Genomic DNA, 23,409 nt, shown 5'->3' with positions numbered 1-23,409 from the left:
ACCGGGGACAGCAGCAGGCACGACGAAGGCCCGGCACCAGGAGGTGCCGGGCCTTCGTGAAGGGTGAGCGACGGGGCTCGAACCCGCGACATCTGGGATCACAACCCAGTGCTCTACCAGCTGAGCTACGCCCACCATTACCAAACGTGCACGGCAATCACCGCGCTGTCGGCTCCCCGATACTATCGCGTAGGGGGCTGGTTTGCCGAATCGGCTGCTCGATCGACCTTTTTGCCCTCCGACAGGTCCTTGGCGATGCGATTGACCTCGCTGCTGGAGGGGCCGGGCTGGGGGATGAAGGCGGTGCGCCGGTAGTACTCGAGCTCAAGGATGGATTCCTTGATGTCGGCGAGAGCGCGATGCGCGAGGCCCTTCCGTGGCTGCCCCTGGTAGATGCGCGGGTACCAGCGGCGGCACAGTTCCTTGATGGAGCTGACGTCGATCATCCGGTAGTGCAGGTGCGCGTCGAGCTCGGGCATGTCGCGGGCGATGAACCCGCGATCGGTGGCGATGGAGTTCCCCGCGAGCGGCGCGGTGCGAGGGGCGGGAACGTGCTCGCGGATGTAGTCGAGGACCATCTTCTCCGCCTCGGCTACGGTGACCGTGGAGGCGCGCACCTCGTCGGTGAGCCCGGAGTTGCGATGCATCTCCGTCACGACGGGAACCATGGTGTCGAGGGCCTCGTCGTCGGCATGGATGACTATGTCCACCCCCTCTCCGAGGATGTTGAGGTCCTTGTCGGTGACCAGGGCGGCGATCTCGATCAGCTTGTCGCCGCCGAGGTCGAGGCCAGTCATCTCGCAATCGATCCACACGAGTCGTTCCTGCACGTCATTCACGCCCTTCAGCATGCCAGGTCGCGCTGGCAGGGTGGGCGAACCAGTCCGCCGTGGCGGTTCGGGGCAGCGCACAGGGCCGGGCCCCCGTGGTGAGGGAGCCCGGCCCGGGTTGCTGCGGCTGTGATTACTCGGAGGCGGCCTCGGTCGGATCGGGCAGCTCCCGGGGCACGACCTTGCCGGTGGCGTTGCGCGGCAGCTCCTCCAGGAACACCACATCACGTGGCACGCTGAACCGTGCGAGCCGGTCCTTGACCTCGGCCTCGATGCTGTCGACGGTCAGGGCCTTGCCTGCCTCGGTGTCCTTGCGCACCACGTAGGCGGCGAGACGCTTGCCGAACTTCTCATCGTCCACGCCGACCACCGCGCACTCGAGCACGCCGTCCATCTCGCTGAGCACGTTCTCCACCTCGCGCGGGTAGACGTTCTCCCCGCCGGAGACGATCATGTCGTCGGAACGGCCGTCGATGAACAGCAGGCCATCGGCATTGAAGTGGCCGAGATCGCCGGTGGACATCAGCTTCTCGCTGACCTGCTGATCGGCGCCCTCGCGCGTGTAGCCCTCGAAGATCATGCCGTTTCCGACGAACACGTTGCCGACGGTATCGGTGGGGACATCGTTGCCGTCATCGTCGAGGATCTTCACCACGGTGCCCAGCGGTGCCCGCCCTGCGGTGGTGGGATGCTCCATCATCTCCTCGGGCGTCGCGATCGCCGCCCAGCTCACCTCGGTGGAGCCGTACAGGTTGTACAGCACGGGACCGAGCTCCTCGAGGGTGCGCTTGACCAGCGCTGTCGGGATGGCCGAGCCGCTCGCGGCGACCACCCGCAGCGCGGAGAGATCCACCTCGCGCTGCTCGTCTGGCAGGTCGATGATGCGCTGCAGCATCGTGGGCACCAGGAACAGCGACACCGCCTGCTGCTCGGCGACGAGCCGGAGCGTTTCGGCCGGATCGAACTTGCGCTGCATCAGCAGCGTGGAGCGCAGCGCCAGGTTGATCTGCACCGTGGCGAATCCCCAGGTGTGGAAGATCGGCGCGGCGATGAACGACGTCTCGCCGCTCGTCAGGGGGAACTTCGACAACAGCGCGGAGGCGGGCATCCAGCTTCGCGGTTCGGGGCGGCGCGCGCCCTTCGGCGTGCCCGTGGTGCCGGAGGTCAGCACGATCGTCTTGCCGCGCCGCGGCCGCGCTGGCAGCTTCGCCCCGGCACTGCGCCGTTCGGGGGCGTCGTTGATGAGGCGCTCGAGCGTTGTCCAGCCCTCGCGCAGCACCGACTCGTCCGAATCGACCCAGGACAGCGCGACCCGGGCTTCGTCGAAGTCGTCGGCGAGCAGCTCGACGAACTCCTCATCGAGGAAAAGCCAAGCGAGCTTCTGCTCGCTGATGACGGCCGCGAGCTGCCCCGCGGACGCGCCGGTGTTCAGCATCACCAGGTCGGTGCCCAGCCGTGCCGACGCGCCGATGGCTTGCAGGAAGCCACGGTGATTGCGCGCCAGGATGCCGATCCGGTCGCGCTCCTTCACCCCCGCAGCGCGAAGGCTGCGTGCCAGCGCGTCCGCGGCATCATTGAGCTGCTTGTAGGTGACGGTGCCCGCGTCGTCGATGACGGCGGGCTGATCGGGACTCCGGTGCGCGGCGAACGCGATCAGGCCACCGGGGGTGAAGTCGAACCTGAACCACGCGGCCGCGACCTTGCCGAGCCTGTCGGGCCGCATTGGCGCGACGATCCCGGCCTTGGTGATGGGCACCAGGCCCTTCACCAGGTCGACTGCTTCAGACATCGAAACCATGGATGAACCTCTCATTCTCCGCCGAGCTTCTTGTAGATTCCACCCACGATAGGTGCCATCACGCCGCGCGGCGTGTAATTGCCCGCCGCGGACATGGCCTTGCTCAGCACGCCCGGAACGACGCGCATCTTGTTGCGGAACAAGCCATCGATCGACAAGCGCGCCGTGTACCGCGCATCGATCCACAGGAAGTCCGGCACCAGGCGGTCCACCAGCGAGGCGTCCTCCGGCTCGGGCGCGTCCAGCCGCACCGGTCCCGGGGCCAGGAGCGTCACATGGATGCCGCGCGGCTTCAGCTCGCCCCGCAGCGACTCCGAGAACGAGTTCACGAACGCCTTCGACGCCGCATACGTCGCGTTGTTGGGGATGGGCATGTTTCCTGCCGCCGAGCCGGTCATCAGGATGCCACCGCCACCGCGCTCGATCATCCCCGGCAGCGCCGCGAGCGCGAGGTCATGCACCGATACCGCGTTCAGGTCCACGATGAACCGCTCATAGTCCGGGTCCAGGCGCTCCAGGGGGCCGAACGTCGCGATGCCCGCGTTCAGGCACAGGATCGCCACATCGCGCGCCGCGATCTCCTCCGCCAGCTTGCTTCGCTGGCCCCGGTCCGCGAGGTCCACGCCGCGCACATCGACGTTGACGCCATATTTCTCGCGCATGCCCCCGGCGAGCTCCTCGAGCACCTCGGCCCGGCGCGCAACGGTCACGAGGTTGTAGCCGCGCGACGCCAGGTCCTCCGCAAGAGCCATCCCGATACCGGACGACGCTCCCGTCACGACAGCACAGTTCTCCGCAGTGGGATGTGGAACAGCCATACCGGAGATCGTACTGTGCGTTCGCGCGCAGCGGCCCGGCGATGGCCGGAACCCGCGCGACGGGCACGCGATCCCGGATCAGGAGGGGCGCACCCGCAGGACGCGATCGCCCGACCTGTTCGAGGTCGTCAGCAGCAGGGAGCCATCCGGCTGGGAATGCACGCTGCGGATGCGCCCCACAGCCCCATCGAGCTCCTGCGGCTTGCCCTCAGCCACCACCGATGCGCCGTCGTCGGAGAGCCTGAGGAAGCGCAGTTGCTGGCCGCGCAGCGCGCTGATCACCACGGCGCCTTCCCACTCGCCCCACTGCGACCCCTGCAGGAACGCCATGCCGCCAGGGGCGATCGGGGGCGTGCCCGAGCTCCACACCGCCTCGATGGCGCCGGGGACCCGCACCGGATCAGTCATTGGAACCGACTCGTCATAGAAGCCGGCCCGATCTGGCCGCCAGCCGTAGTTGCCGCCCGCTACCAGGCGATTCACCTCGTCGTCCCGGTCCGGGCCGTGCTCGACGCTATAGATGTCGCCGGATGCGGGATCCCGAGCAAGTCCCTGGGGGTTGCGGTGCCCCAGAGTGAATACCGCGCTCGCCGGATCGGGGTTGCCCGCTGCGGGATCACCGCTCGTCGTCACATGCAGCACCTTGCCGCCGAGGCCGGCGGGATCCTGCGGGTTCGTGCCCACCGCTGCATCGCCCGTCGCGATGTAGAGGCTGCCGTCCTCGGCCACGAGGATGCGGCACCCGCCATGCCGGCCCGTCACGGTGGGGAAGCCCGCGATGACCGTCCCCACCGGGGTGAGCCGCGACCAGTCCTGCGCCACGGTCCAGGACGTGACCCGGATATCGCGGGTGGCGCCTTCCTCGAAGCCATGGCAGGCATACAGGATGCGATTGGCGGCGAAGTCCTCGTCCAGCGCCAGGCCCATCAGCCCGGTCTCGCCCTGCGCCCAAAGGTCCGAGAGGTCCGCCGCCACCTCGCGCACCGCGCCGCCCGGCAGCCGGGCCACGAACCTGCCCGCGCGCTCGCCCGTCAGCAACGTTCCGTCCGGGGCCGTCACCACATCCCACGGCACCGACAGGCCATCGATCTCCGTCGACACCGTCAACGGTGGGGTCTCCGCGAGATCCTCGTCGCCCATCGACGGCGACATGCTGCCCGAGCCGAGCGCATCGAATGGTGACGAGCACGCCACGCCCATGGTCGCCAACGAGGTAGCCATCACCGTCGAGCCAACAAAAGCGGCTCGAGCAATACGGGGCAGGACAGGCATGGCAGCTCCTCGATCGGCAACACGCTTGTCCCCGAACCTACGGGCTAGACTGCGCGCGAGGCCGCGCCTCAGGCTTTCGTGACGAGACCGCTACGCGCGGATCGCGTCACGGCTCGAGCAACACCTTGATCGCCGTCCGGCCATCCATGTCCGTGTACGCGCCCGCGACCTCATCGAGCGGCCGCACGGCGTCGAAAACGCGCCCCGGATCAATGATGCCGGCCGTCACATCAGGCAGCAAGTCCCGGATATAGTCCCGCACCGGGGCGACGCCGCCGGCCACGCGGAGGTTCTTCGAGAAGATCTGCCCCACCGGCAGTTCCGGCCCTCCGGCGGGCACGCCGACGAATCCGAGATGGCCGCCCGGGCGCAACGATGACAACGCCTGCGCCATCGACGCCTCCGTGCCCACGCACTCGAGAGCGCAATCGGCCCCCGAGCCGCCTAGCAGCTCCTTCACCCGCGCCACGCCTTCCCTGCCGCGCTCCGCCACGATATCGGTCGCTCCGAACTCCCGCGCGAGCTGCTGCCGGGACTCGTGCCGTGACATCGCGATGATCCGCTCCGCGCCCAGCCGCTTCGCCGCCAGCACACCGCATAGCCCGACGGCGCCGTCGCCGACGACCACCACCGACGCGCCAGGCCGCACGTTCGCCATCAGCGCCGCGTGATGACCCGTGCCCATCACATCCGACAACGTCAGCAGCGACGGCAGCATCGCATCGTCCGGATGATCGTCCAGCGCCACCAACGTGCCATCGGCGAACGGGACGCGGATGTACTCCGACTGCGCCCCGCCGAGCTGCTCGCCCGCCCGGTTCAGCCCGCCCCAGAACCCGCCCTGCACGCAGGAAGTGAAGATGCCGTTGGTGCAGTGCTGGCAGGTGCCGTCGCTATCGGTGAACGGCGAGATCACGAATGTTCCCGGCTTGATCGACGACTCCGGCCCGGATTCCTCGACAACACCGATGAACTCGTGCCCGATCGGGTGTGGCTGATCGACCGGTTCCGTGCCGCGATAGGCCCACAGGTCCGAGCCGCACACGCAGGTGCGCACGATCCGCACGATGGCGTCCGTCGGCGCGGCGATCCGGGGGTCCGGCACATTCTCGATCCGCACATCACCAGGGGCATGAATCAACGTGGAGCGCATGACCACACGCTAGCCCTCGCGTGGGCGGCGTGCCAGGGCTCGTGCTGCTCGGGAGCCTTCGCTGCTCCTGGTTGCTTCGATGCTCGGGAGCCTTCGCTGCTCGCGAGTGCGATTTGCGACAGCTCGTGGCGGGTGGCCTGTCGTTTTTCGCACTCTCGGGGGCGCGCGCCTCGTGGACGGGCCCGGGCGCAGCGCTCGCGGCGGCAGCGGGCTGGAGTGCGGGATAGGATTCGCGGGGCGGGGCGGACTGCCGAGGAGGCGACCACGACAGACGAGAAGCCCATCACTGACGCCAACGCGCTGCGTGGCATTCTCGGTGACGTGCATCCGCGCGCGGCCACCAAGGAACGCGCGCGTCTCCATGAGCGCGACCGGCAATGGCTCGCGCGGTCGCCATTCTGCGTCATCGCCACCAGCGACGCGCACGGCAACTGCGACGCCTCCCCCAAGGGCGACCCGCCCGGATTCGTGCATGTCCTCGACGACAGCACCATCGCGATCCCGGAGCGGCCCGGCAACAGGCGCGGCGACGGCTACTTCAATATCCTGCAGAACCCGCGGATCGGGATCCTGTCGATCATCCCCGGCCGCACCGAGACGCTCCGCATCAATGGACGCGCCCGCCTCGTGCGCGACGCTCCCTTCTTCGACGACCTGATCGTGCAGGGCAATCGACCCATCCTCGCGATCATCGTCGACATCGACACGATCTTCTTTCATTGCGCTCGCGCCTTCCTCCGCTCGCGGCTGTGGCAGCACGACACGTGGGAACCCGATGCGCTGCCATCGACAGCGCGCCTCGTCAGCGAGGTGCAGCCCAGCGCTGGAGAGGCCTCGGAAGTCGAGCGGGTCTACAGCGCCGAAACGATGCGCGGCACTCTCTACTAGGGCGCCGTTTGGCTTTGCGCTGGAGTCGCCTGTGTGCGCAAAACGACAGCTCTCGGCGGGTGGACTGTCGTTTTTCGCACGCTCGCGGGCCGCGGTTCGCGGACGGGCGCGGGGCACGCGGGCTTAGTGGCGGTCGAGGGGGCGCAGCGCTCGCGGCGGCAACGGGCTGGAGTACACGACGCTGGTGGTGACGCTGCCGAGAGCCCCGATGCGCCCGGAGACCTGCTCGAGGTGGGCCATCGAGCTCGCCACCGCCTTCATGATGAAGCAGTCGTCGCCCGTGACATGGTGCGCCTCGATGATCTCGGGAGTCGCGGCAAGTACCTCGTGCAGGGGCCGGTAGTTGCTCGACGGGTACCGAAGGCGCAGGAAAGCCATGATTGGATAGCCGATCTGCTGTGGATCGACGGTGGCCGTGTAGGCAGTGATAACGCCAGCTTCCTCGAGCTTGCGCAACCGATCCGTCGCGGCGCTCGCTGACAGGTTCACCCTCCTGCCCAGCTCGGCGAGGGTGAGCCGGGCGTTCTCCTGCATGGCCGCGAGGATCCCGGCATCGGTCCGATCGAGCTCCATCGCGCCTCCATCGATTCCCTGGCAATGCCACCATGATGCCAGGGAATCGGCGGTCCATAGCGGGATCTGCCACGGATCAAGCCTGTTGCCAGCGGGGTTCCCGCGGAATGCTGGAGCGCATGGAAGCCATCGACTACTTCGCCGCAAAGCTCCGGCACGAGATCGACCCTGCTGATCTCGCCACCCTGGATTCCCCATTCGTGCTCATCGACGTCCGGAACGACGACGCGTGGAAACAGGGGCACATCCCGCACGCGCAGCATGTGCCACGCGCCCATCTCGACGAGTGGATCACCACCCACGACACTCGCGTGCCGGTGGTGGTGCATTGCTGGGGTCCCGGCTGCAACGGGGCCACCAAGGCCGCTCTGCGACTGAGCCAGGCGGGAGTCGTGGCACGCGAGATGATTGGCGGATTCGAGTACTGGGTCCGCGAGGGGCTGCCTTATATCGCCGCGGGCGCGCGTGCTCGGGCTCAGGCCGACCCGCTCGTTGCGGTCACCGGCTCGCACGACTGCGGATGCTAGCGGCACGCCGGAACAGCCCCGCCGCCGCGGGGAGTGCGAAATACGACAGCTCGCGACTGGAAACTGGTCGCTTTTCGCACACTCGTGGAGCGGTGGGAGCGGCGGGAGCGGCGGGGCGCGCCGAGGCACGCCTCGCCCCGGGAACTCCTAGCTCATGGCGAGCGGCCGGTGCAGGTCGAGGTAGCGCACGTCGCCCATGAGGCGCCGTTCCTCGTCCATCGCGGGCTTCCATGACGCGGGGATCTGGAGCCGCTCGTGCTCGCGTGCCTCGGCCTCGCTGGTGAAGTAGACGGCTTCGATGTAGCCGTCGTCGCCGTAGCGGGCGAGCGTTCCGCCGATGATCTCGGGGCGCAGCTCGTGCATCCGCTGGCCTTCCTCGTTCATGATGGCGCGCAGGCGGTCGATGTCAGGGGAGTGGCCTTCCATGACCTGGACGTAGCCGGCCTTGTTGGAAGGCCCGCCGAGCCATTCGCTGACGTCGGGGCAGTCCATGAAGGTGACCTCGCCGTCGAAGCATTGCTCGGCCTCGGCCCACCAGCGACCCTGCTCGGGGCGCTCGCTGTTGCGGCGGGCGGATTCCTCGGAGTCGAACCTCACCATCGCTACGAACGTGCCGTCGTCGCTGAATCCCCAGGTGGCGCCGAGGTAGCCAGTGGCATCGGGGCGGACGTCGCGGGTCCATTGGTCGAGGCAGTCGCGGAGGCGTTGTTCGTCGGCGACGTGGCCCTGGAATACTTGCATGTACATGGTGCAGAACTCCTCGTGCGGTTTGGTGATCCGCGTTGAGTCGTCGTGGTGGTCGTCGCGCGGTAGCGACCGCGGGTGCCGGCCTTGCCGCCGCGACCACTGCATGTCCCATGTTTCGCCCGTATCGGCGGGAGCGCAAGACCTCGCGCGCCTAAACCTCGCGCGCATGAAGTGGCAGCGAGAGGCCCTGGCGAGTGGAACCTTTTCCTCGCTGAGGACGGAAAAGTTTCCACTGCCAGGGCCGTGCCGCCAGCCACTGCCAGCCACTGCCGGCCGCTGCCAGGGCCCGGCTGCCAGCGGACCTAGCCCCAGGAGCCTCGTGTCAGAGCGCGGCGGCGAGCTCGGTTCCTTGCCGGATGGCGCGCTTGGCGTCGATCTCGGCGGCCACGTCCGCGCCGCCGATGATGTGCAGGCTCGTGCCGGCGGCCTTCAGCTCGGCCTCGAGATCGCGCACGGATTCCTGCCCGGCGCACAACACGATGGTGTCGACGTCGAGGACCTTCTTGTCCTTGCGCTCCTCGCCGAAGGAGATGTGCAGGCCCTCATCGTCGATGCGCTCGTAGTTCACCCCGGTGAGCTGGTTGACCTTCTTGCCCTTGATGGCGGCGAGGTGCACCCAGCCGGTGGTCTTGCCGAGGCCCTTGCCGATGCGGGTGTCCTTGCGCTGGAGGAGGTAGACGTCGCGGGGCGAGGGGGAGGGCTTGCGCTTGGCGACGTACCCGGGGTTGTCCTCGGTGTAGTCGATGCCCCATTCCTCCTTCCACTCCTCGAGGTCGAGGGAAGGGCGGGTGTCGTGGGTGAGGAACTCGGAGACGTCGACTCCGATGCCGCCGGCCCCGATGACGGCCACCTTCTTGCCGACGGGCTTCTGGGCCTTGACGGCCTCGGCGTAGGTGACGACCTTGGGGTGGTCGACGCCGGGGATGCCGGGGACGCGAGGGGTGACGCCGGTGGCGAGGATGACCTCGTCGAAGCCGGTCAGCTCGGCCGCGGTGACCCGGTGGCCCAGGTGGACCAGCACCTTCTTGACCTCGAGCTGCCGCTTGTAATAGCGGATGGTCTCGGAGAACTCCTCCTTGCCGGGGATCTCCTTGGCGATGGCGAACTGGCCGCCGATCTCGGCGTCGGCCTCGAACAGCTCGACGTCATGGCCGCGGTCGGCGAGGTTGACTGCCGCGGAAAGACCAGCGGGGCCTGCTCCGACGACGGCGATCTTCTTGGCCCGCTTGGTGGGCAGCAGGACGAGCTCGGTCTCGCGCCCGGCGCGGGGGTTGAGCAGGCAGGAGACCTTCTTGTTGACGAAGGCGTGGTCGAGGCAGGCCTGGTTGCAGGCGATGCAGGTGTTGATCTCGTCCTCGCGCTGCTCGGCGGCCTTGTTCACCCAGTCGGGGTCGGCGAGCATGGGCCGTGCCATGGAAATGAGCTGGGCGTCGCCGTTGGCGAGGATCTCCTCGGCCATCTCCGGCATGTTGATGCGGTTCGACGCGCACACGGGGATGCCGACGTACTTCTCGATCTTGGAGGTGACCTCGACGAACGCGCCGCGCGGCACGGAAGTGACGATGGTGGGGACGCGGGCCTCGTGCCAGCCGATGTCGGTGTTGATGATGTTGATTCCGGAGCTCTCGAGGTCCTTGGCGAGCGCGATGATCTCGTCGAACGTCTGGCCGTCCTCGACGAGGTCAGCCATGGAGAGCCGGAAGATGACGATGAAGTTGGTGCCGACGGCCTCGCGGATTGCCTGGGAGATCTCCACGGCGATGCGTCGCCGGTTCTCGGGCGACCCGCCCCACTTGTCGGTGCGCTTGTTGGTGCGCTTGGCGAGGAACTGGTTGATGAAGTAGCCCTCGCCGCCCATGATCTCCACGCCGTCGTAGCCGGCTTCCTGAGCGAGCTTGGCGCAGCGGGCGTAGTCGCGGATGGTCTTCTTGATCGCGAGGGAGGGCAGGGCGATCGGTGTGAACGGGTTGATCGGCGACTTGATGCGGGAGGCGGAGCCGCTCAACGGGTGGTAGCTGTAGTGGCCGCCGTGGAGGATCTGCAGCGCGATCTTGCCGCCTGCCTCGTGGACGGCCCCGGTGATCCGGCGGTGCTGCTTGGCTTCCTTCTTGGTGGTGAGCTTGCCCGCCAAGGGGTAGAGGCTGCCTTGCAGGTTGGGGGAGTATCCACCGGTGACGATCAGGGCGACGCCACCGCGGGCACGCTCGGCGAAGTACTCGGCGAGGGCCGGGATGTGCTTGGCGCGATCCTCGAGGCCAGTGTGCATCGAGCCCATGATGACGCGGTTCTTCAGCGTTGTGAAGCCGAGGTCGAGGGGCTGCATGAGGTGCGGATACGTGGGGTGCTGGCTCGCGGGGTGCTCGGTGGCGGGCTGTGCCATCTGTGGATCACTTTCTGTGTGGTGTCCGCCGGGCGGGCTGTGCCTGGCGGGGCTCTTTGCGGGGAAGGTGGTCAAGCGTGGGGCTGGTCCTGGGGCGCGGGCGCGGTGGCGTCGAGGGCGGCGAGCACTTCATCGCACCAGGCGAGGAACGACTCGGCCTCGATGATGCCGGCGCGGAGGACGAGGTATTGGTGCAGCGGGGTGCCGGTCAGTTCCTCGGGGCTGGCGTGACCGGTCCTCGCGAGGTCGCGAGCCTCGATGTCGAGGTAGGTGGCGAGGCGTTGCTCGGCGAGCGCGCGGTGGCGCTTGAACTCGAACGCGAGGGCGGAGGGATCGCCATAGGCGGCGCCGCGGAGCTTGACGGCGAGGATGCTGCGGAAGTTGGTGGTGTCGACGGGCTCGGCGATCCAGTCGCGGAGCGCATCGAGCCCGGCCTGGCTGGGCCGGTAGATGGTCTTGTCGGGGCGTCCTGTCTGGGGGACCTGCTCGCCGCTGACCCATCCGGTCTCGGCCATGCGCTTGAGCGTGCGGTAGATCTGCTGGTGGCTGGCGGACCAGAAGTAGCCGATGGAGCGGTCAAAGCGGCGCGCGAGCTCGTACCCGGAACCGGTGCGTTCCTGGAGCGAGATGAGAATGGCGTGCTCGAGCGACATGGACCAATAGTAGCTATGCAACTTGTTTCATAGCAAGGGTGCCGGAAGCATCGGTGCGTCGTGCAGCGCTGCGCCTCCCACCGTGCCCGTATTGCCCTAGGCTTCGATCATGCACCCTGACAGCTTCGGCGCGCCGGCCGAGGGCCGCATCGCGACAGCAACGAGCCGGCGCCAGATCACGGCCTGGTCGTTCTGGGACTGGGGATCAGCGGCCTTCAACGCCGTGATCGTCACGTTCGTCTTCACCGTGTACCTCACCGATGCAGTGGGGCGCGATCTGCCCGGCACGGTCGGCGCCGAGACCTGGCTGGCGTGGACGCTGGCAATCTCTGGCTTGTTCGTCGCGCTGCTCGCGCCGGTGATGGGACAACGCTCCGACGCCGCCGGGCGCCGCAAGCGCTCACTGGCGCTGCTCACCACGTTCGTGATCGTGATGATGCTCGGGATGACCTTCGTCCAGGCCGACTACCACTACCTGTGGCTCGGCCTGGCGCTGCTGGCCCTCGGATCGATCGCCTTCGAGCTGTCCAACGTGCCGTACTTCGCGATGCTGCGGCAGGTATCCACGCCGCGCACCATCGGGCGGGTGTCGGGATTCGGCTGGGCGATGGGGTACTTCGGCGGCATCATCCTGCTGCTGGTGGTCTACTTCGGCTTCATCGCCGGCGATGGCGACACGCGCGGCCTGCTCGGGCTCACCACCGAGGGCGGCTTCAACGTACGCATGGCGGTGCTCGTCTCGGCGATCTGGTTCGCGGTGTTCGCGCTACCGCTGTTCCTCTCGATCCCCGAGCTGCCCCCGGAGCCGGAGCGCGCCGGGCACGGGAAGGGCGTCAAGGCCGCCTACGCCAAGCTCTTCCACGACGTGCGGGTGCTGTGGCGGGAGGACCCGCGCACCGTCAAGTTCCTCATCGTCAGCGCGATCTTCCGCGACGGGCTCGCCGGGGTGTTCGCGTTCGGCGCGGTGCTCGCGGTGCTCGTCTACGGCATCAACGAGGCTGACGTGATCCTGTTCGGCGTGGCCGCCAACGTGCTCGCCGGCATCGGCGCGCTGATCGGCGGGCGGCTCGATGACACCATCGGCCCGAAGATCGTGATCGTGGTATCGCTGGCCGCGATGATCGCCGCCGGGATCGGCCTGTTCCTCGCCGACGGGCCCGCGGCGTTCTGGTTCCTCGGGCTGATCCTGACGATCTTCGTCGGCCCGGCCCAGTCGGCGTCGCGCACCTTCCTCGGGCGATTGACCCCGCCGGGCAAGGAGGGCGAGATGTATGGGCTCTACGCCACTACCGGACGGGCCGCCTCGTTCCTGTCACCCGCGTTGTTCGGCCTGTTCTCCTGGCTGCTCGATGGGGCGCGCGGCGGCATCATCGGCCTGGTGCTGGTGCTCGTGGTGGGACTGCTCGCCCTCCTCGCGATCCCGGCGCCGAAGGGCGATCGCGCGACCGACGCGGTGGTGTAGCTCCTCGGAGAGCAACCACAGTGTCGCGCCGATCGCGAGGCAAGCCAGCACCACGGCGGGCGCGGGCAGGCCGTGGCGGAGCATCTCCGGGTAGAACGCGTAGTGCGTGACATAGATGTAGAGAGACGCGCTCGCCAGCAGCCCGAGCACGGGCACGAGCAGTCGCGGAACGGGCAGCCGGTGCACGAGCACCACCGCGAGGATCCCCACCGCCACGGCGAGCTCGCGGGAGGGGTTGCCGAAGTAGCCAGGCAGCATCGCCGCGGCGACGGCGAGTACCAGCGCGGTGTGCCACCACCGCGAGGCCCGGAACGCCACCCATCCGAGCAGGAAGAACCAGGCAACGCCCAGGGTGTGCATCTCATGCTCGGGGAACTTCGAGGCTCGATCCTGCGCAAGGAAGTGGGCCACGAGCGACAGGGCCAGCAGGACGGTGGGGAAGCCGAGCGGGAAGCGGGCCTCGAGCGCCCGCACGGGTGGCAGCGCGAGAAGGATGGCCACGACGAGCAGCAGCTGCACCAGGGCCTCGACGAACCAGTAGCCCCACGATTCCGATACCAGCGTGATGTTGTTGATCAGCAGCACGTTCGACCAGCCGACATCCCCGGCGAACGGCACGCGCGCGAGCAGCAGCCACAGCATCGTAGGAATGGCGATGCGGGTGGCGCTGCGCAGGATGCGGCCCGCTGGGGAGTCGGCGGCGGGGGCGAGCGCGAAGCGCGCGAAGCTCCACCCCGCGATCACGAGCAGGATGTGGGCGCCACCGACGAGCTTGAACGCGCCGATGTGGGAGCCCACGATGGCGATGATGGCGAGCGCGCGCAGCACCACATTGGTCTCGACCATCTGGAGGAAGCGGCGTGGTCGCGTGGCCTGGGCCTCGAGCTCGGAGATGCTCATCGTGGGCCAGCCGCGCGGCGGCGTGCCGATGATGCGCTCCAGGCCGATCGAGGTGCTGACGTAGCTCAGCGAATCGCCGCCGAGGTCCACGAAGGACTGGTCATCGCGCACCTGCTCGACGCGCAGGACGCGGCGATAGAGATCGGCCACGGATGCTGCTTCTGGCAGCGCCCCCGCCGTGCCGGAGCTGGCGGCGCGGATGGCGGGGTAATCGACCTTGCCGCTCGCGAGCCGGGGGAGCTGGTCCCACTCCTGGATGTCGATGGCCGCGGCGGGCAGGGAGATGATCGACCGCAGTTCCTCGCGCACGACCTGGGGGCTGGTGCTGCCACTGCACGCGATGACGAGGGTCGTGTCGTCCCCGGTGCAGGCGACGTCTGCTCCTGGAGCCGTGAGCTGCTGCTCGATGCGATCGAGGTCGACGCGCAGGCCGTACAGCTTGAGGAAGCGGCTGGCGCGGCCGGTGATGCGGATCAGGCCTTCCTCGGTGCGCATCGCCAGGTCGCCGGTTCGCAGCTCGTGGATGTCGCGGCCGCGTGCGAGATCGCGGGGGGATTCGGCGTAGCCCATCATCACATTGGGACCGGAGTAGACGAGCTCCCCGGATTGCTCCCCGGGCCCGGCGTCGATGCGGAAGCTGCCGCCGGGAACGGGAATGCCCACGCACTCGGGGTGCTCCTCGGCGAGCTCGGGCGGCAGGTACGCCATCCGCGCGGTTGCCTCGGTCTGGCCGTACATGACGTAGAAGCGCCAGCCGTTCGCGGCGCCCATGCGCGCATAGCGGCGCACCCGCTCGGGGGCCAGGCGCCCGCCGGCCTGGGTGATGTAGCGCAGATCGGGGGCATCGGTGCTGTCGAACCCGCCGCGATCGAGCAGATCGAAGGTATGGGGCACGCCATGCAAGCTGGTGGCGCGGACGGCCCGGACCATCTGCCAGAAGCCAGGCTCGGCCACGGATTGGTCGCTGAGCACCAGCGCGGCGCCGCGCGCGAGGTTGGAATTGACGATGGACAGCCCGTAGCAATAGTGCAGGGGCAGCGAGGCCACAGCACGGTCCGTGGACCGGATGCCCAGGTAGTCGGCGATGGCCTCGGCGTTGGCGGTGACGCTGGCCGCCGAGAGCCGCACGAGCTTGGGCGAGCCGGTGGAGCCGGATGTCGAGAGCAGGAGCGCGAGGCCGGGATGCAGCTCGTGGGCCGGTGATCGCGTGAGATGGTCGATCGACCAGTGCTCGTGGCGCGCGGAGCAGATGACATCGGGGGAGTACGCGGATCGCAGTCGCTCGACCATGGCCGGATCGTCGGCGGGGGCGAGGATGGCGGGATGCCCGTTCCCGAGCGCCGCGAGGTAGGTAGCGAGCGCATCAACGGTGGGGGTCATGGCGATGAGCACGAGGCGTGGCGCCGAGCCGAGCCGGGCTGCGGCGGAATCGACACGGTCGGCGAGCTCGCTATAGGACAGCACCGGCCCATCGGCGCCGAGGATCGCGGGGGCATCGCCGAATGCCCGCAGTTCGCGGGCGAACGGGACTCCGCGATGCTCGGTGGCGGGCATCGCGCTGATCGTGGTCGTCGAGGGCATGGACCGTCCTCCGCATGGCTCCAGGTGCCGTCCGTCGGTGGGGCGGCGCGAAGCCGATCCTCACCGCATAGCGGACATAAGGTTTGGCTAGTCTAACGAGGCCAGGGGAGTCTGCCAAAACCCGGGACACGGACGACCGGGCTAGCCCAGGGCGCGGCGCAGCAGCGCCACCATGTCCTCGCTGTAGGCGACGAGCTGCACCATGGAGACGGTGGTGCGGGCAGATCGGATCGCGCTCACGGCCTGGTGGGCGGCATCTTCGCGGGGCCAGCCGTAGGCGCCGCTCGAGATGAGCGGGAACGAGACCGTCTCGGCGCCAAGCTCGTCGGCGATTCCCAGGCTGGCGGTATAGGCAGCGCGAAGTATGGGGGAGCGATCCTCGGAACGCGAATGCACGGGGCCCACCGTGTGGATGACCCAGGTCGCGGGCAGCCCACCGGCTGTCGTGGCGACCGCGTGCCCGGCGGGCAGGCCGCTGGGCAGCGAGGTGGCCCGGAGGCGGCGGCACTCCGCGAGGATGCGGGGGCCTCCCGCGCGATGGATCGCGCCATCCACCCCGCCGCCGCCGAGGAGGGTGGAGTTCGCGGCATTGACGATCGCATCGGCGGGAATTCTGGTGATGTCGCCATGGATTATCTGGATGCTCGGCAGGGAACTCATGCTTGCATTATCGCGCGAACGGGATAATTCGGGCAATGATAGCCGAGGCGGCGCTACCCCGGGAGGCGTTTCGCGCAAATTACTACAGCGCAGAACGCGCGAATGCCCCGGGAGTAGCCCGGGGCATTCGCAGCATTACCAGTGCCTAGAAGGTCACTCCGGCATCATGACGGTGTCAATGACGAACACGGTCGCGTTGGCGGTGGGGATGTTGCCGCACAGCACGGTCGCGCCGTTGACCTGGATGTCATCGCCGGATCCGGTGACCTCGAGGGTGCCGCCCTGGACAGTGTCGAGGGTGCCGCCGTCGAGGATGCCGTCACGATCAAGGCGCTCGCCCACCACGTGGTAGGTGAGGATGTCGGTGAGCTGCTCCTGATCGGCGAGCACGGCGTCGAGGGTCTCCTGGCCGAGTGCCTCAAAGGCCGGGTTGTACGGCGCGAACACCGTGTACTCGGCATCCGTGTCGTTCAGGGTGTCGACGAGGTCAGCCTCGGTGACCGCGGTGGCCAGGGTGCTGAGCAGCGGGTTGTTGCTGGCCGCGGTGGCTACCGGGTCGTCGACCATGCCGTCGAGGGAGCCCTGGTCGGCAGAGTCTTGCGGGATGGCGTCGCACGCCGAGCCGAACACGTCGTCAACAGTGGTGACTCCGTCGCCGCCACCCATCATGTCGCCCATGGTGTCGGTGGCCTCGGACATCGTGTCGCCCGCGGTGGTCTGGGCATCATCGATGGTCGACTCGGTATCGTCGTTGCCGCATGCGGAAAGGGTCAGGGCAAGGGCAGATGCCGCGGAAAGGGCAGCGATCTTCGTGGTTGCGCGCATTGAGTCAATCTCCTTGTTCGGACGGGGACCCCGGGGACTCTATCCGGTGCCTTCAAGCGTAATTCGCGGCTGCCTTCGGCGTGGATTGGTTCGCCGAGAAAGTTTTTCCTTTTTTCTACTCAGCCGTGAAGGCGATCGAGTGCCAGCCCGACGCGCCATCCGGAATAGGAGGCACGCGCTCGCTGGTCTGGGTGTTGCCGTTGCGGTCGGTGGCACGGCAGGTGATGCGGTGCGAACCAGGTTCAAGAGCGAGCTCCGCGCGCCACATGCGCCAGCAGTCGACGTTCACCTCGGTGGTCAGCTCGGCCTCCTGCCACGGGCCGTCATCGACCTGCACCTCGACCTTGTCGATGCCGATATGCTGCGCCCAAGCGATGCCCGCGGCGATGAAGCCCCCCGACGGCACTCGGGCGAACGATCGTGGCCGGTCGATGCGCGACATCGTCTTCACCGGGCCGCGCTCCGCCCAATTGCGGCGCACCCAGTACGCATCGAAGTCCGCGAAGGTGGTCAGCTCCATGTCCACCAGCCACTTGGTCGCCGAGACGTAGCCATAGAGGCCCGGAACGACCATGCGCACCGGGAAGCCATGCTCGGCGGGCAGCGGCTCGCCGTTCATGCCGATGGCCAGCATCGCATTGCTGCCCTCCGCCATGACGACCTCCGTGGGCGTGCCGCAGGTCCAGCCGTCGTCGCTGCGGGTGGCGATCTGGTCCGCGCGGGGATCGACCCCGGCGCGCCGCAGCACCTCGGCGAGATCCACGCCGATGAAGTTGGAAGTAGAGATGTAAGGACCCCCCACCTCGTTCGAGACGCACACCAGGGTGATGGTGCGCTCGACCAACGGCATGTCCAGGAGATCCTGGTAGGTCAGGGTGATCTCCTCGTCCACGAGGCCATGGATGCGCATCTCCCAGTCCTCGGCACGCAGCCGCGGCACGGTCAGGGCCGTGTCCACCCGGTAGAAGTCAGCATTGTCGGTCAGGAACGTCGGGGTACCGTCGGCCGCGAAGTCCGCGCCCTGGGGGATCGGCGGAGCGGGCTCGTCCGGAACGAGGTCCAGCGCGCGCCGGGAGGCCTCCACGTCGATGCTCTGGCCAGCAAGCCTTCCTCCGAGCGCCGCTGCCCCGGCGCCCAGGGCAACGGCGGTGGAGGTGACCAGGAAGGTGCGCCTGCCCAGGCCTGGGATCTCCCAGGTGAACTCCTTCGTGCGTGCCTCGCCCTCGCCGCCGGGAGCAATGCCCGTAGCTGGCCCGGGATCGCTGGCCCCTTCTGGTGACTGGGCCGGACCCTGCTGGACCGGCCCCTGCTGGGCGGCCTTGTGCAGCAGCAGGAAGACCGCCACTCCGACCACCGCGCTCGCCACGGGGGCGAGCAGGTCAGTCACCTCGAACGTCGGCCGCGTGGTGGTAGCGAGCACAGCGACTACGCCCAGCCCGCCCAGCAGCACCACGCCGAGCGTCGCGGTCCGCCGGGACAACGCCCCCACGGCCGCGGCGAGAACGACCAGCATGATCGCCATCGACGCGAGAAGGACCTTCTTGTTGTCCTCCCCGAACTGCTGGATCGCGAACTCCTTCATCGGAGCCGGAGTCACATCGATGACCGCATCACCGACCGCGAAGATCGGCGACGACTCCAGGCGGACGAGCCCCGCGACCAAGTGGCCCACCGCGAGGGCGGCCGCGACAGCAAGCACACCCGCCACGGCCCCCCTCCACCAGGCGGCTTTGCCAGTTCGTGCCATGAGAGATACCTGCTTTCGCTTGGTCATGCGGTCATTCGAGGGGAAGAACCATGATCGGCGGCGTGGTGCCCTGCGGCGACCCACCGGCCGGCTCCACCGTCAGGGCGAGCTGCGCCTCATCGCCGATGCCCTGCGCGAGCATCGATGCGGACTCGCTGCCCGGATCCGGGTTCATCACGCCCGGGGAATGCGTGCCATCGGGCTGGATCACCCACAACTGGTAGGCAAGGTCCGGCGGCAGCGGAGCGAGATCATGCGTGACGAACAGCGCCGAGTCGTGGCTCATCGCGAACACCGCCGACGCCGTGCCGCCGCCCTCGATCTCGGTGACCACAATGCGCGCATCATCGGCGGTCACCAGGCCAGCGAACTGCTCGTACTGCTGCGCCAGTAGCTCCCGGGCCTGGGTCTCCTCCGACAACTGCTGGTTGACCTGGCCGAGCTGGATGCCCAGCCCGATCGCGACGACCATGCTCGCCGCGGCAAGAACCACCGATGCCGCAGGGATCCACGAGCGGTGCGAGCGGTCAGGCTTGACCTCCGGTGGCCGCTGCCGCGTTTGCGCGACCTCTGCCATGACGCGTTCCTTCAGCTCCGGTGGCGGAGCCAGCGCCGAGGCAGCGCCGATGCGGGCCGTGGCCTCGCGCAGCTCTGCAACCTCATGGGCGCACATCGGGCACCTCTTCAGGTGCACCTCGAAGCGCTCCCGCTCGAAGGCGGGCAATGCATCAAGAACGTAAGCCCCCGTCAAAGAATGAAAATCGATCCTCATCGCGATACCCCCAGACAATCCCTTAGCCGGATGAGACCATCCCGCATCCGGGTCTTCACGGTGCCTAGCGGCACCTTTAGCAACGACGCGACCTCGGGGTAGGTGTACCCCTGGTAGAACGCCAGCATCACCGATTCACGCTGCAGCTCGGTCAAGGAACCAAGACAACGCTGCACCTGATGGCGCTCCATGCTTGCATCGACGGCCTCGCTCACCTCGTCATACTCGCGCCGCTCCGACAACATCGCCGAGCGATGCTCGCGGTCCGTCGAGGCCTGCGCCGATCGCACCCGATCGATGGCCCGCCGGTGAGCCAGCGTCAACGACCATCCCGTCGCCGATCCCTTGCTCGCATCGAATCGCGATGCGGTGCGCCACAGCTCGACCATGACGTCCTGCGTCACTTCCTCGGACTGCGCACGATCCCGCACCACCCGGCACACCATGCCGAACACCGACGGCGAGATGATGTCGTAGAACTGCGCGAACGCTGCCTCATCGCCCAGCGCGGCACGCGACAGCAACACCTCGGGCGTATCCACCTGCGGGTCCGGCTGCGGCGAGATGGCGCGGAACCTGTCATGTTCTGGCATGGATGCCATCCTTCCTATGGTGGCACCAGCATGCGCCATCCACCACGGACCTCGTGCGAAGCACCATCAAACTCATGCCACCCCGTGATTCCGTCGTAGCGGGCGCTGCGGCGACCGGGCCCGGATCACCGGGCTGTCGGCCAGCACGCCTACCCCGACCAGGACCAGTGCGGCCAGCACATGAACCACATGCGCGGCCCCGTTCAGGGCCAGCACGTTCCATGAGGTCGTCGACACGATCGGACCCACGAGGCCCAGCAATGCATACCCCACGCCGACCACCGTGTTCGTGCGGCGGGCCACCTGCACTCCCGCCGCCGCACCGACGATCAACACCGTGCCGATCAGCAGATGGGCGACGTTGTGCAGGGCATTCACGCCCCGCACTCCGAACAGCTCGCCGCCCTCTGGACCAACGACCGGATGCCCCCCCGACACCGTGACGCCCACGATGCCAACAGCGACGAATGCAACGCCCAGGACCATGCCCACGGGCTGGTTCACGCTTCGCACTACCTGTTCCCTCCCCGCTCATCGTGAGTACACGCTCCAACGTGATTCAGCGGGTATTCGCAGCGCAAGGGGCGGCAGATTGGTCCCGGCCGCTACGGCAGGGGCCATTCCCCCTGGCCGGGGCCGGGAGTACGATCAAGGTGTGGCGTCACCAACTGTTGATGCTCCTGCGGCCGGGGAGAGCCCTCCAGGGCCGGGCGCAAGCGCGGAGGCCTTCGCTGGCAAGGTCTTTGCCGCGCTGCTCGGGGCCCTCGAGACCCAGGCCATCTATCTCGGCGACAAGCTCGGCTACTACCGCGCGCTCGACGACCACGGCGCGCTGACCGCCCCCGCCCTCGCGAGCATCACCGGCACCCACCCGCGCTACGCCCGCGAATGGCTCGAGCACCAGGCAGTCAATGGCTACGTGCTCGTCGATGAACCGCGCGCGGCGCCGGACGCCCGCCAGTACACGCTGACCGAGGGCGCGGCAGCGGTGCTCGCCCGCGACTCCGACCTCACCTACATGGCCCCGTTCGCCTCCCTCGCCGCTGCCACCGCGAGCCACCTCGACGCGCTCGTCCACGCCTACCGAACGGGTGGGGGAGTGAGCTGGAAGCAGCTCGGAGACGACGCCAGGGAAGGCCAGGGCGCCGCGAACAAGCCGCTATATCTCGGACCGCTCGTCAACGAGTACATCCCCTCGCTGGGCGCGATCCACGAGAGGCTCTCCGCGGGCGCTGCCGTCGCGGATATCGGCTGCGGAACAGGATGGTCGAGCATCGCTATGGCGACCCGCTACCCCGCGAGCACCATCGACGGCTACGACATCGACGAGGCCTCCATCGAGCAAGCGCGACGCAACGCACGGGCATCGGGCAATCCAACGAATCTTGGCTTCCACTTGGGCGATGCGGCTGAGGCGGGCCAGGACGGCCACTACGACCTCGTGTGCGCGTTCGAATGCATCCACGACATGCCTGATCCTGTCTCGGTGCTCGCCACCATGCGGCGCATGGCGAAGCCCGGCGGCACGGTCATGATCATGGACGAGAAGGTCGCCGAGGCATTCACCGCGCCAGGCGACGACACCGAGCGCCTCATGTACGGCTTCAGCATCCTCTGCTGCCTGCCCGACGGCATGTCCCACCAGCCCTCCGTGGGCACCGGAACCGTCATGCGCCCCTCCACGCTCGAGGCCTACGGGCGGTCCGCCGGATTCGACGGGCTCGAGGTCCTTCCCCTCGACAACGACTTCTTCCGCTTCTACCGCCTCATCCTTCCGGAAGGCTGACGCTGCTGCCGGGGCGTGGTCGCTCGCGCCCCGGCCCATGCGAGCACGCCAAGCAGCAGCAGCCATCCCGCTATCTCGTAGTGCGATGACGGCCTCCCGGAGAGCGGGGTCACCAGGAAGAAGCAGGTGGCCATGCCGAGATACGGCAGCCAGCGGGGGCTGCGGAAATGCTCTGCGGCGGGCTCATCGCGACGCAGCACGATCACTGCGAGGTTCACCACGGTGAAGACCCCGAGCAGGAGCAGGGACGTCGTGCCACCCAGGTTCTTCGTCACCTCGCCCGGCCCATAGGTGACGAGCACCAGCAAGGCCATCGCGATCCCCGTCGTCACCAGGATCGACAGCCACGGGGTGCGGCGCGAATCCCACACGACGCCAAGCTGGCGTGGCAGCACTTGCTGCCGCGCCATCCCGTACAGCAGGCGGCTCGCCATCATCATGTTGATCAGGGCAGAGTTCGCCACCGCGAACATCGAGATGATCGGCATCAACTCGCCAATCGGCACCCCAGGCGCGCCCCGTTCCACCACCGTCACCAGCGGGGCGGGATTGCTCGCCAGATCACCCACCGGCACCAGCGCCACCACGCAGAGCGAGACAAGGACGTAGATCGTTCCCGTCAGCGCCAGCCCAGTGAACATCACGCGCGGGAAGATCCGCACCGGATCGCGCGTCTCCTCCGCCATGTTCACCGAGTCCTCGAAGCCCACCATCGCGAAGAACGCCAGCGACGTCGCCGCCGTCACCGCGAGGAACACGTTCTTGCCCGACGGCGACTCGAACACCACCACGCGCGAGAACTCAGCATTGCCCCCAGCAATGGCCCATACGCCCACTAGTATCACCAGCAGCAAGCCGGAGAGCTCCACCATCGTCAGCACGACATTCGCGCGGACCGACTCCGCGACGCCCCACAGATTGATCGCCGCTAGCAGGCACAGGAACAGCAGGGCAACCAGCATCACGCCCGAGCGCCCCGCCTCGAGCCCCAGCGCGATCGAGAAGTTCGCGGCGAACGCGGTAGCCGCTGTCGCCGCCGACGTGACGCCCGAGGCCATGACCGCGAACACGACCACGAACGTCACGAAATGCACACCGAACGCCTTGTGCACGTAGACGCCCGCCCCGCCGGCATGCGGGTACTTCGTCACCAGCTCCAGGTACGAGAAAGCCGTGATGGTGGCTACCCCGAACGCGAGCAGGAACGGCAGCCACGCCGCCCCGCCCACCTCGGCGGCGACCTCGCCGGTGAGCGCGTACACCCCGGTTCCTAGGATGTCGCCGACGATGAACAGCAGCAGCAGCTTCGTGCCGAGCACTCGCCGCAAAGCCGGCGCCGCGACCTCGCCGCGGTCCACCGATCCGCTCATTCCCTAACGGTGATCCGCGCGGCCCGCCTTGTCCATGCCGCAGGAGCACGGAACAGTAACGACACGCCGCGCTC

20 protein-coding genes, 1 tRNA gene and 1 pseudogene are annotated in these 23,409 nt (G+C 68.1%); 4 read left to right on the top strand and 18 right to left on the bottom strand.

Translation table 11 applies throughout. The features are described 5' to 3' along the window. Window positions 1-62: 62 nt before the first annotated feature. The 6 genes from HT102_RS04465 to HT102_RS04440 form a co-directional block, all read right to left on the bottom strand. Window positions 63-135 (bottom strand) — tRNA-His (locus tag HT102_RS04465). Between the two features lie 47 nt (window positions 136-182). Next, window positions 183-830 (bottom strand): oligoribonuclease, encoded by a 648-nt coding sequence (gene orn / locus HT102_RS04460; protein WP_192038431.1) that lies wholly within the window; start codon window positions 828-830, stop codon window positions 183-185. A 133-nt stretch (window positions 831-963) separates the two neighbouring features. After that, complete coding sequence (locus tag HT102_RS04455) at window positions 964-2,619, bottom strand: AMP-binding protein (RefSeq protein ID WP_225443220.1); 1,656 nt, start codon at window positions 2,617-2,619, stop codon at window positions 964-966. A 20-nt stretch (window positions 2,620-2,639) separates the two neighbouring features. After that, window positions 2,640-3,446 carry a mycolate reductase gene (gene cmrA / locus HT102_RS04450; RefSeq protein WP_192038204.1) on the bottom strand — a complete coding sequence of 269 codons (807 nt, stop codon included), beginning with the start codon at window positions 3,444-3,446 and terminating at the stop codon, window positions 2,640-2,642. A gap of 78 nt (window positions 3,447-3,524) precedes the next feature. Beyond that, window positions 3,525-4,667, bottom strand: a complete 1,143-nt coding sequence (locus HT102_RS04445) for a PQQ-dependent sugar dehydrogenase (protein WP_225443219.1) — start codon at window positions 4,665-4,667, stop codon at window positions 3,525-3,527. A gap of 157 nt (window positions 4,668-4,824) precedes the next feature. Then, window positions 4,825-5,871 carry a zinc-dependent alcohol dehydrogenase family protein gene (locus HT102_RS04440; protein WP_192038203.1) on the bottom strand — a complete coding sequence of 349 codons (1,047 nt, stop codon included), beginning with the start codon at window positions 5,869-5,871 and terminating at the stop codon, window positions 4,825-4,827. Between the two features lie 216 nt (window positions 5,872-6,087). On the opposite strand from HT102_RS04440, the gene HT102_RS15830 reads away from it, so the two are divergent. After that, a complete protein-coding gene (locus HT102_RS15830) occupies window positions 6,088-6,759 on the top strand; it encodes an MSMEG_1061 family FMN-dependent PPOX-type flavoprotein (RefSeq protein ID WP_333473282.1) in 672 nt (223 codons plus the stop codon). A 123-nt stretch (window positions 6,760-6,882) separates the two neighbouring features. Here the strand turns inward: HT102_RS15830 and HT102_RS04430 are convergent, their stop codons facing one another. Beyond that, the gene (locus HT102_RS04430; RefSeq protein ID WP_192038201.1) at window positions 6,883-7,332 is read right to left on the bottom strand and encodes an Lrp/AsnC family transcriptional regulator; all 450 of its coding nucleotides are present in this window, start codon (window positions 7,330-7,332) and stop codon (window positions 6,883-6,885) included. 119 nt (window positions 7,333-7,451) lie between these two features. Between HT102_RS04430 and HT102_RS04425 the strand changes: the two genes are divergently transcribed. Beyond that, window positions 7,452-7,859 (top strand): rhodanese-like domain-containing protein, encoded by a 408-nt coding sequence (locus HT102_RS04425; RefSeq protein WP_225443218.1) that lies wholly within the window; start codon window positions 7,452-7,454, stop codon window positions 7,857-7,859. A gap of 147 nt (window positions 7,860-8,006) precedes the next feature. Here HT102_RS04425 and HT102_RS04420 read toward each other — a convergent pair whose 3' ends face one another. The 3 genes from HT102_RS04420 to HT102_RS04410 all read right to left on the bottom strand — a co-directional run bounded on the left by HT102_RS04420 (window position 8,007) and on the right by HT102_RS04410 (window position 11,639). Further along, window positions 8,007-8,606: a hypothetical protein gene (locus HT102_RS04420; RefSeq protein WP_192038199.1), complete on the bottom strand. Its 600-nt coding sequence runs from the start codon at window positions 8,604-8,606 to the stop codon at window positions 8,007-8,009. A gap of 322 nt (window positions 8,607-8,928) precedes the next feature. After that, on the bottom strand, window positions 8,929-10,986 hold the full coding sequence (locus HT102_RS04415; RefSeq protein WP_192038198.1) for an NADPH-dependent 2,4-dienoyl-CoA reductase: 2,058 nt from the start codon (window positions 10,984-10,986) through the stop codon (window positions 8,929-8,931). Window positions 10,987-11,057: 71 nt separating this feature from the next. Continuing rightward, window positions 11,058-11,639 (bottom strand): PadR family transcriptional regulator, encoded by a 582-nt coding sequence (locus HT102_RS04410; RefSeq protein ID WP_192038197.1) that lies wholly within the window; start codon window positions 11,637-11,639, stop codon window positions 11,058-11,060. 109 nt (window positions 11,640-11,748) lie between these two features. Here HT102_RS04410 and HT102_RS04405 point away from each other — a divergent pair, with 109 nt between their 5' ends. Then, window positions 11,749-13,101, top strand: a complete 1,353-nt coding sequence (locus tag HT102_RS04405) for an MFS transporter (RefSeq protein WP_192038196.1) — start codon at window positions 11,749-11,751, stop codon at window positions 13,099-13,101. 27 nt (window positions 13,102-13,128) lie between these two features. Here the strand turns inward: HT102_RS04405 and HT102_RS16245 are convergent. The 7 genes and pseudogenes from HT102_RS16245 to HT102_RS04375 all read right to left on the bottom strand — a co-directional run. After that, window positions 13,129-15,291, bottom strand: a pseudogene (locus tag HT102_RS16245) (AMP-binding protein); the annotation flags it as partial. A 432-nt stretch (window positions 15,292-15,723) separates the two neighbouring features. After that, a complete protein-coding gene (locus HT102_RS04400) occupies window positions 15,724-16,233 on the bottom strand; it encodes an O-acetyl-ADP-ribose deacetylase (protein ID WP_192038429.1) in 510 nt (169 codons plus the stop codon). Window positions 16,234-16,395: 162 nt separating this feature from the next. Continuing rightward, window positions 16,396-17,067, bottom strand: a complete 672-nt coding sequence (locus HT102_RS04395) for a fasciclin domain-containing protein (protein ID WP_192038195.1) — start codon at window positions 17,065-17,067, stop codon at window positions 16,396-16,398. Window positions 17,068-17,182: 115 nt separating this feature from the next. Further along, window positions 17,183-18,775, bottom strand: coding sequence for a molybdopterin-dependent oxidoreductase (locus HT102_RS04390; protein ID WP_333473281.1), 1,593 nt, complete (start codon window positions 18,773-18,775; stop codon window positions 17,183-17,185). A 70-nt stretch (window positions 18,776-18,845) separates the two neighbouring features. Beyond that, window positions 18,846-19,586, bottom strand: coding sequence for an anti-sigma factor (locus HT102_RS04385; protein ID WP_192038193.1), 741 nt, complete (start codon window positions 19,584-19,586; stop codon window positions 18,846-18,848). Next, window positions 19,583-20,179: an ECF RNA polymerase sigma factor SigK gene (gene sigK / locus HT102_RS04380; protein ID WP_192038192.1), complete on the bottom strand. Its 597-nt coding sequence runs from the start codon at window positions 20,177-20,179 to the stop codon at window positions 19,583-19,585. The genes HT102_RS04385 and sigK overlap by 4 nt, the downstream gene beginning before the upstream one ends. Window positions 20,180-20,251: 72 nt before the next feature. Next, entirely contained in the window at window positions 20,252-20,683 is a 432-nt protein-coding gene (locus HT102_RS04375) for a DUF4383 domain-containing protein (RefSeq protein WP_333473280.1), read from the bottom strand. Window positions 20,684-20,834: 151 nt separating this feature from the next. On the opposite strand from HT102_RS04375, the gene HT102_RS04370 reads away from it, so the two are divergent. Further along, complete coding sequence (locus HT102_RS04370; protein ID WP_333473279.1) at window positions 20,835-21,965, top strand: class I SAM-dependent methyltransferase; 1,131 nt, start codon at window positions 20,835-20,837, stop codon at window positions 21,963-21,965. Here HT102_RS04370 and HT102_RS04365 read toward each other — a convergent pair. Beyond that, complete coding sequence (locus tag HT102_RS04365) at window positions 21,938-23,335, bottom strand: APC family permease (RefSeq protein WP_192038190.1); 1,398 nt, start codon at window positions 23,333-23,335, stop codon at window positions 21,938-21,940. The two genes, HT102_RS04370 and HT102_RS04365, sit on opposite strands and share 28 nt — an antisense overlap. Window positions 23,336-23,409 lie beyond the last annotated feature (74 nt).

The organism is Lolliginicoccus lacisalsi (genome assembly GCF_014841105.1).
Taxonomy (GTDB): domain Bacteria; phylum Actinomycetota; class Actinomycetes; order Mycobacteriales; family Mycobacteriaceae; genus Lolliginicoccus; species Lolliginicoccus lacisalsi.
This window is presented reverse-complemented; position numbering and strand designations above follow the sequence as displayed.

Coding starts and splice junctions, on each gene's coding strand:
- HT102_RS04395 (WP_192038195.1), bottom strand. CDS start 17,067: ATGCGCGCAACCACGAAGATCGCTGCCCTTTCCGCGGCATCTGCCCTT.
- HT102_RS04455 (WP_225443220.1), bottom strand. CDS start 2,619: ATGTCTGAAGCAGTCGACCTGGTGAAGGGCCTGGTGCCCATCACCAAG.
- HT102_RS04365 (WP_192038190.1), bottom strand. CDS start 23,335: ATGAGCGGATCGGTGGACCGCGGCGAGGTCGCGGCGCCGGCTTTGCGG.
- HT102_RS04430 (WP_192038201.1), bottom strand. CDS start 7,332: ATGGAGCTCGATCGGACCGATGCCGGGATCCTCGCGGCCATGCAGGAG.
- HT102_RS04415 (WP_192038198.1), bottom strand. CDS start 10,986: ATGGCACAGCCCGCCACCGAGCACCCCGCGAGCCAGCACCCCACGTAT.
- HT102_RS04420 (WP_192038199.1), bottom strand. CDS start 8,606: ATGTACATGCAAGTATTCCAGGGCCACGTCGCCGACGAACAACGCCTC.
- HT102_RS04440 (WP_192038203.1), bottom strand. CDS start 5,871: ATGCGCTCCACGTTGATTCATGCCCCTGGTGATGTGCGGATCGAGAAT.
- HT102_RS04425 (WP_225443218.1), top strand. CDS start 7,452: ATGGAAGCCATCGACTACTTCGCCGCAAAGCTCCGGCACGAGATCGAC.
- HT102_RS04385 (WP_192038193.1), bottom strand. CDS start 19,586: ATGAGGATCGATTTTCATTCTTTGACGGGGGCTTACGTTCTTGATGCA.
- sigK (WP_192038192.1), bottom strand. CDS start 20,179: ATGCCAGAACATGACAGGTTCCGCGCCATCTCGCCGCAGCCGGACCCG.
- HT102_RS04405 (WP_192038196.1), top strand. CDS start 11,749: ATGCACCCTGACAGCTTCGGCGCGCCGGCCGAGGGCCGCATCGCGACA.
- cmrA (WP_192038204.1), bottom strand. CDS start 3,446: ATGGCTGTTCCACATCCCACTGCGGAGAACTGTGCTGTCGTGACGGGA.
- HT102_RS04410 (WP_192038197.1), bottom strand. CDS start 11,639: ATGTCGCTCGAGCACGCCATTCTCATCTCGCTCCAGGAACGCACCGGT.
- HT102_RS04445 (WP_225443219.1), bottom strand. CDS start 4,667: ATGGCTACCTCGTTGGCGACCATGGGCGTGGCGTGCTCGTCACCATTC.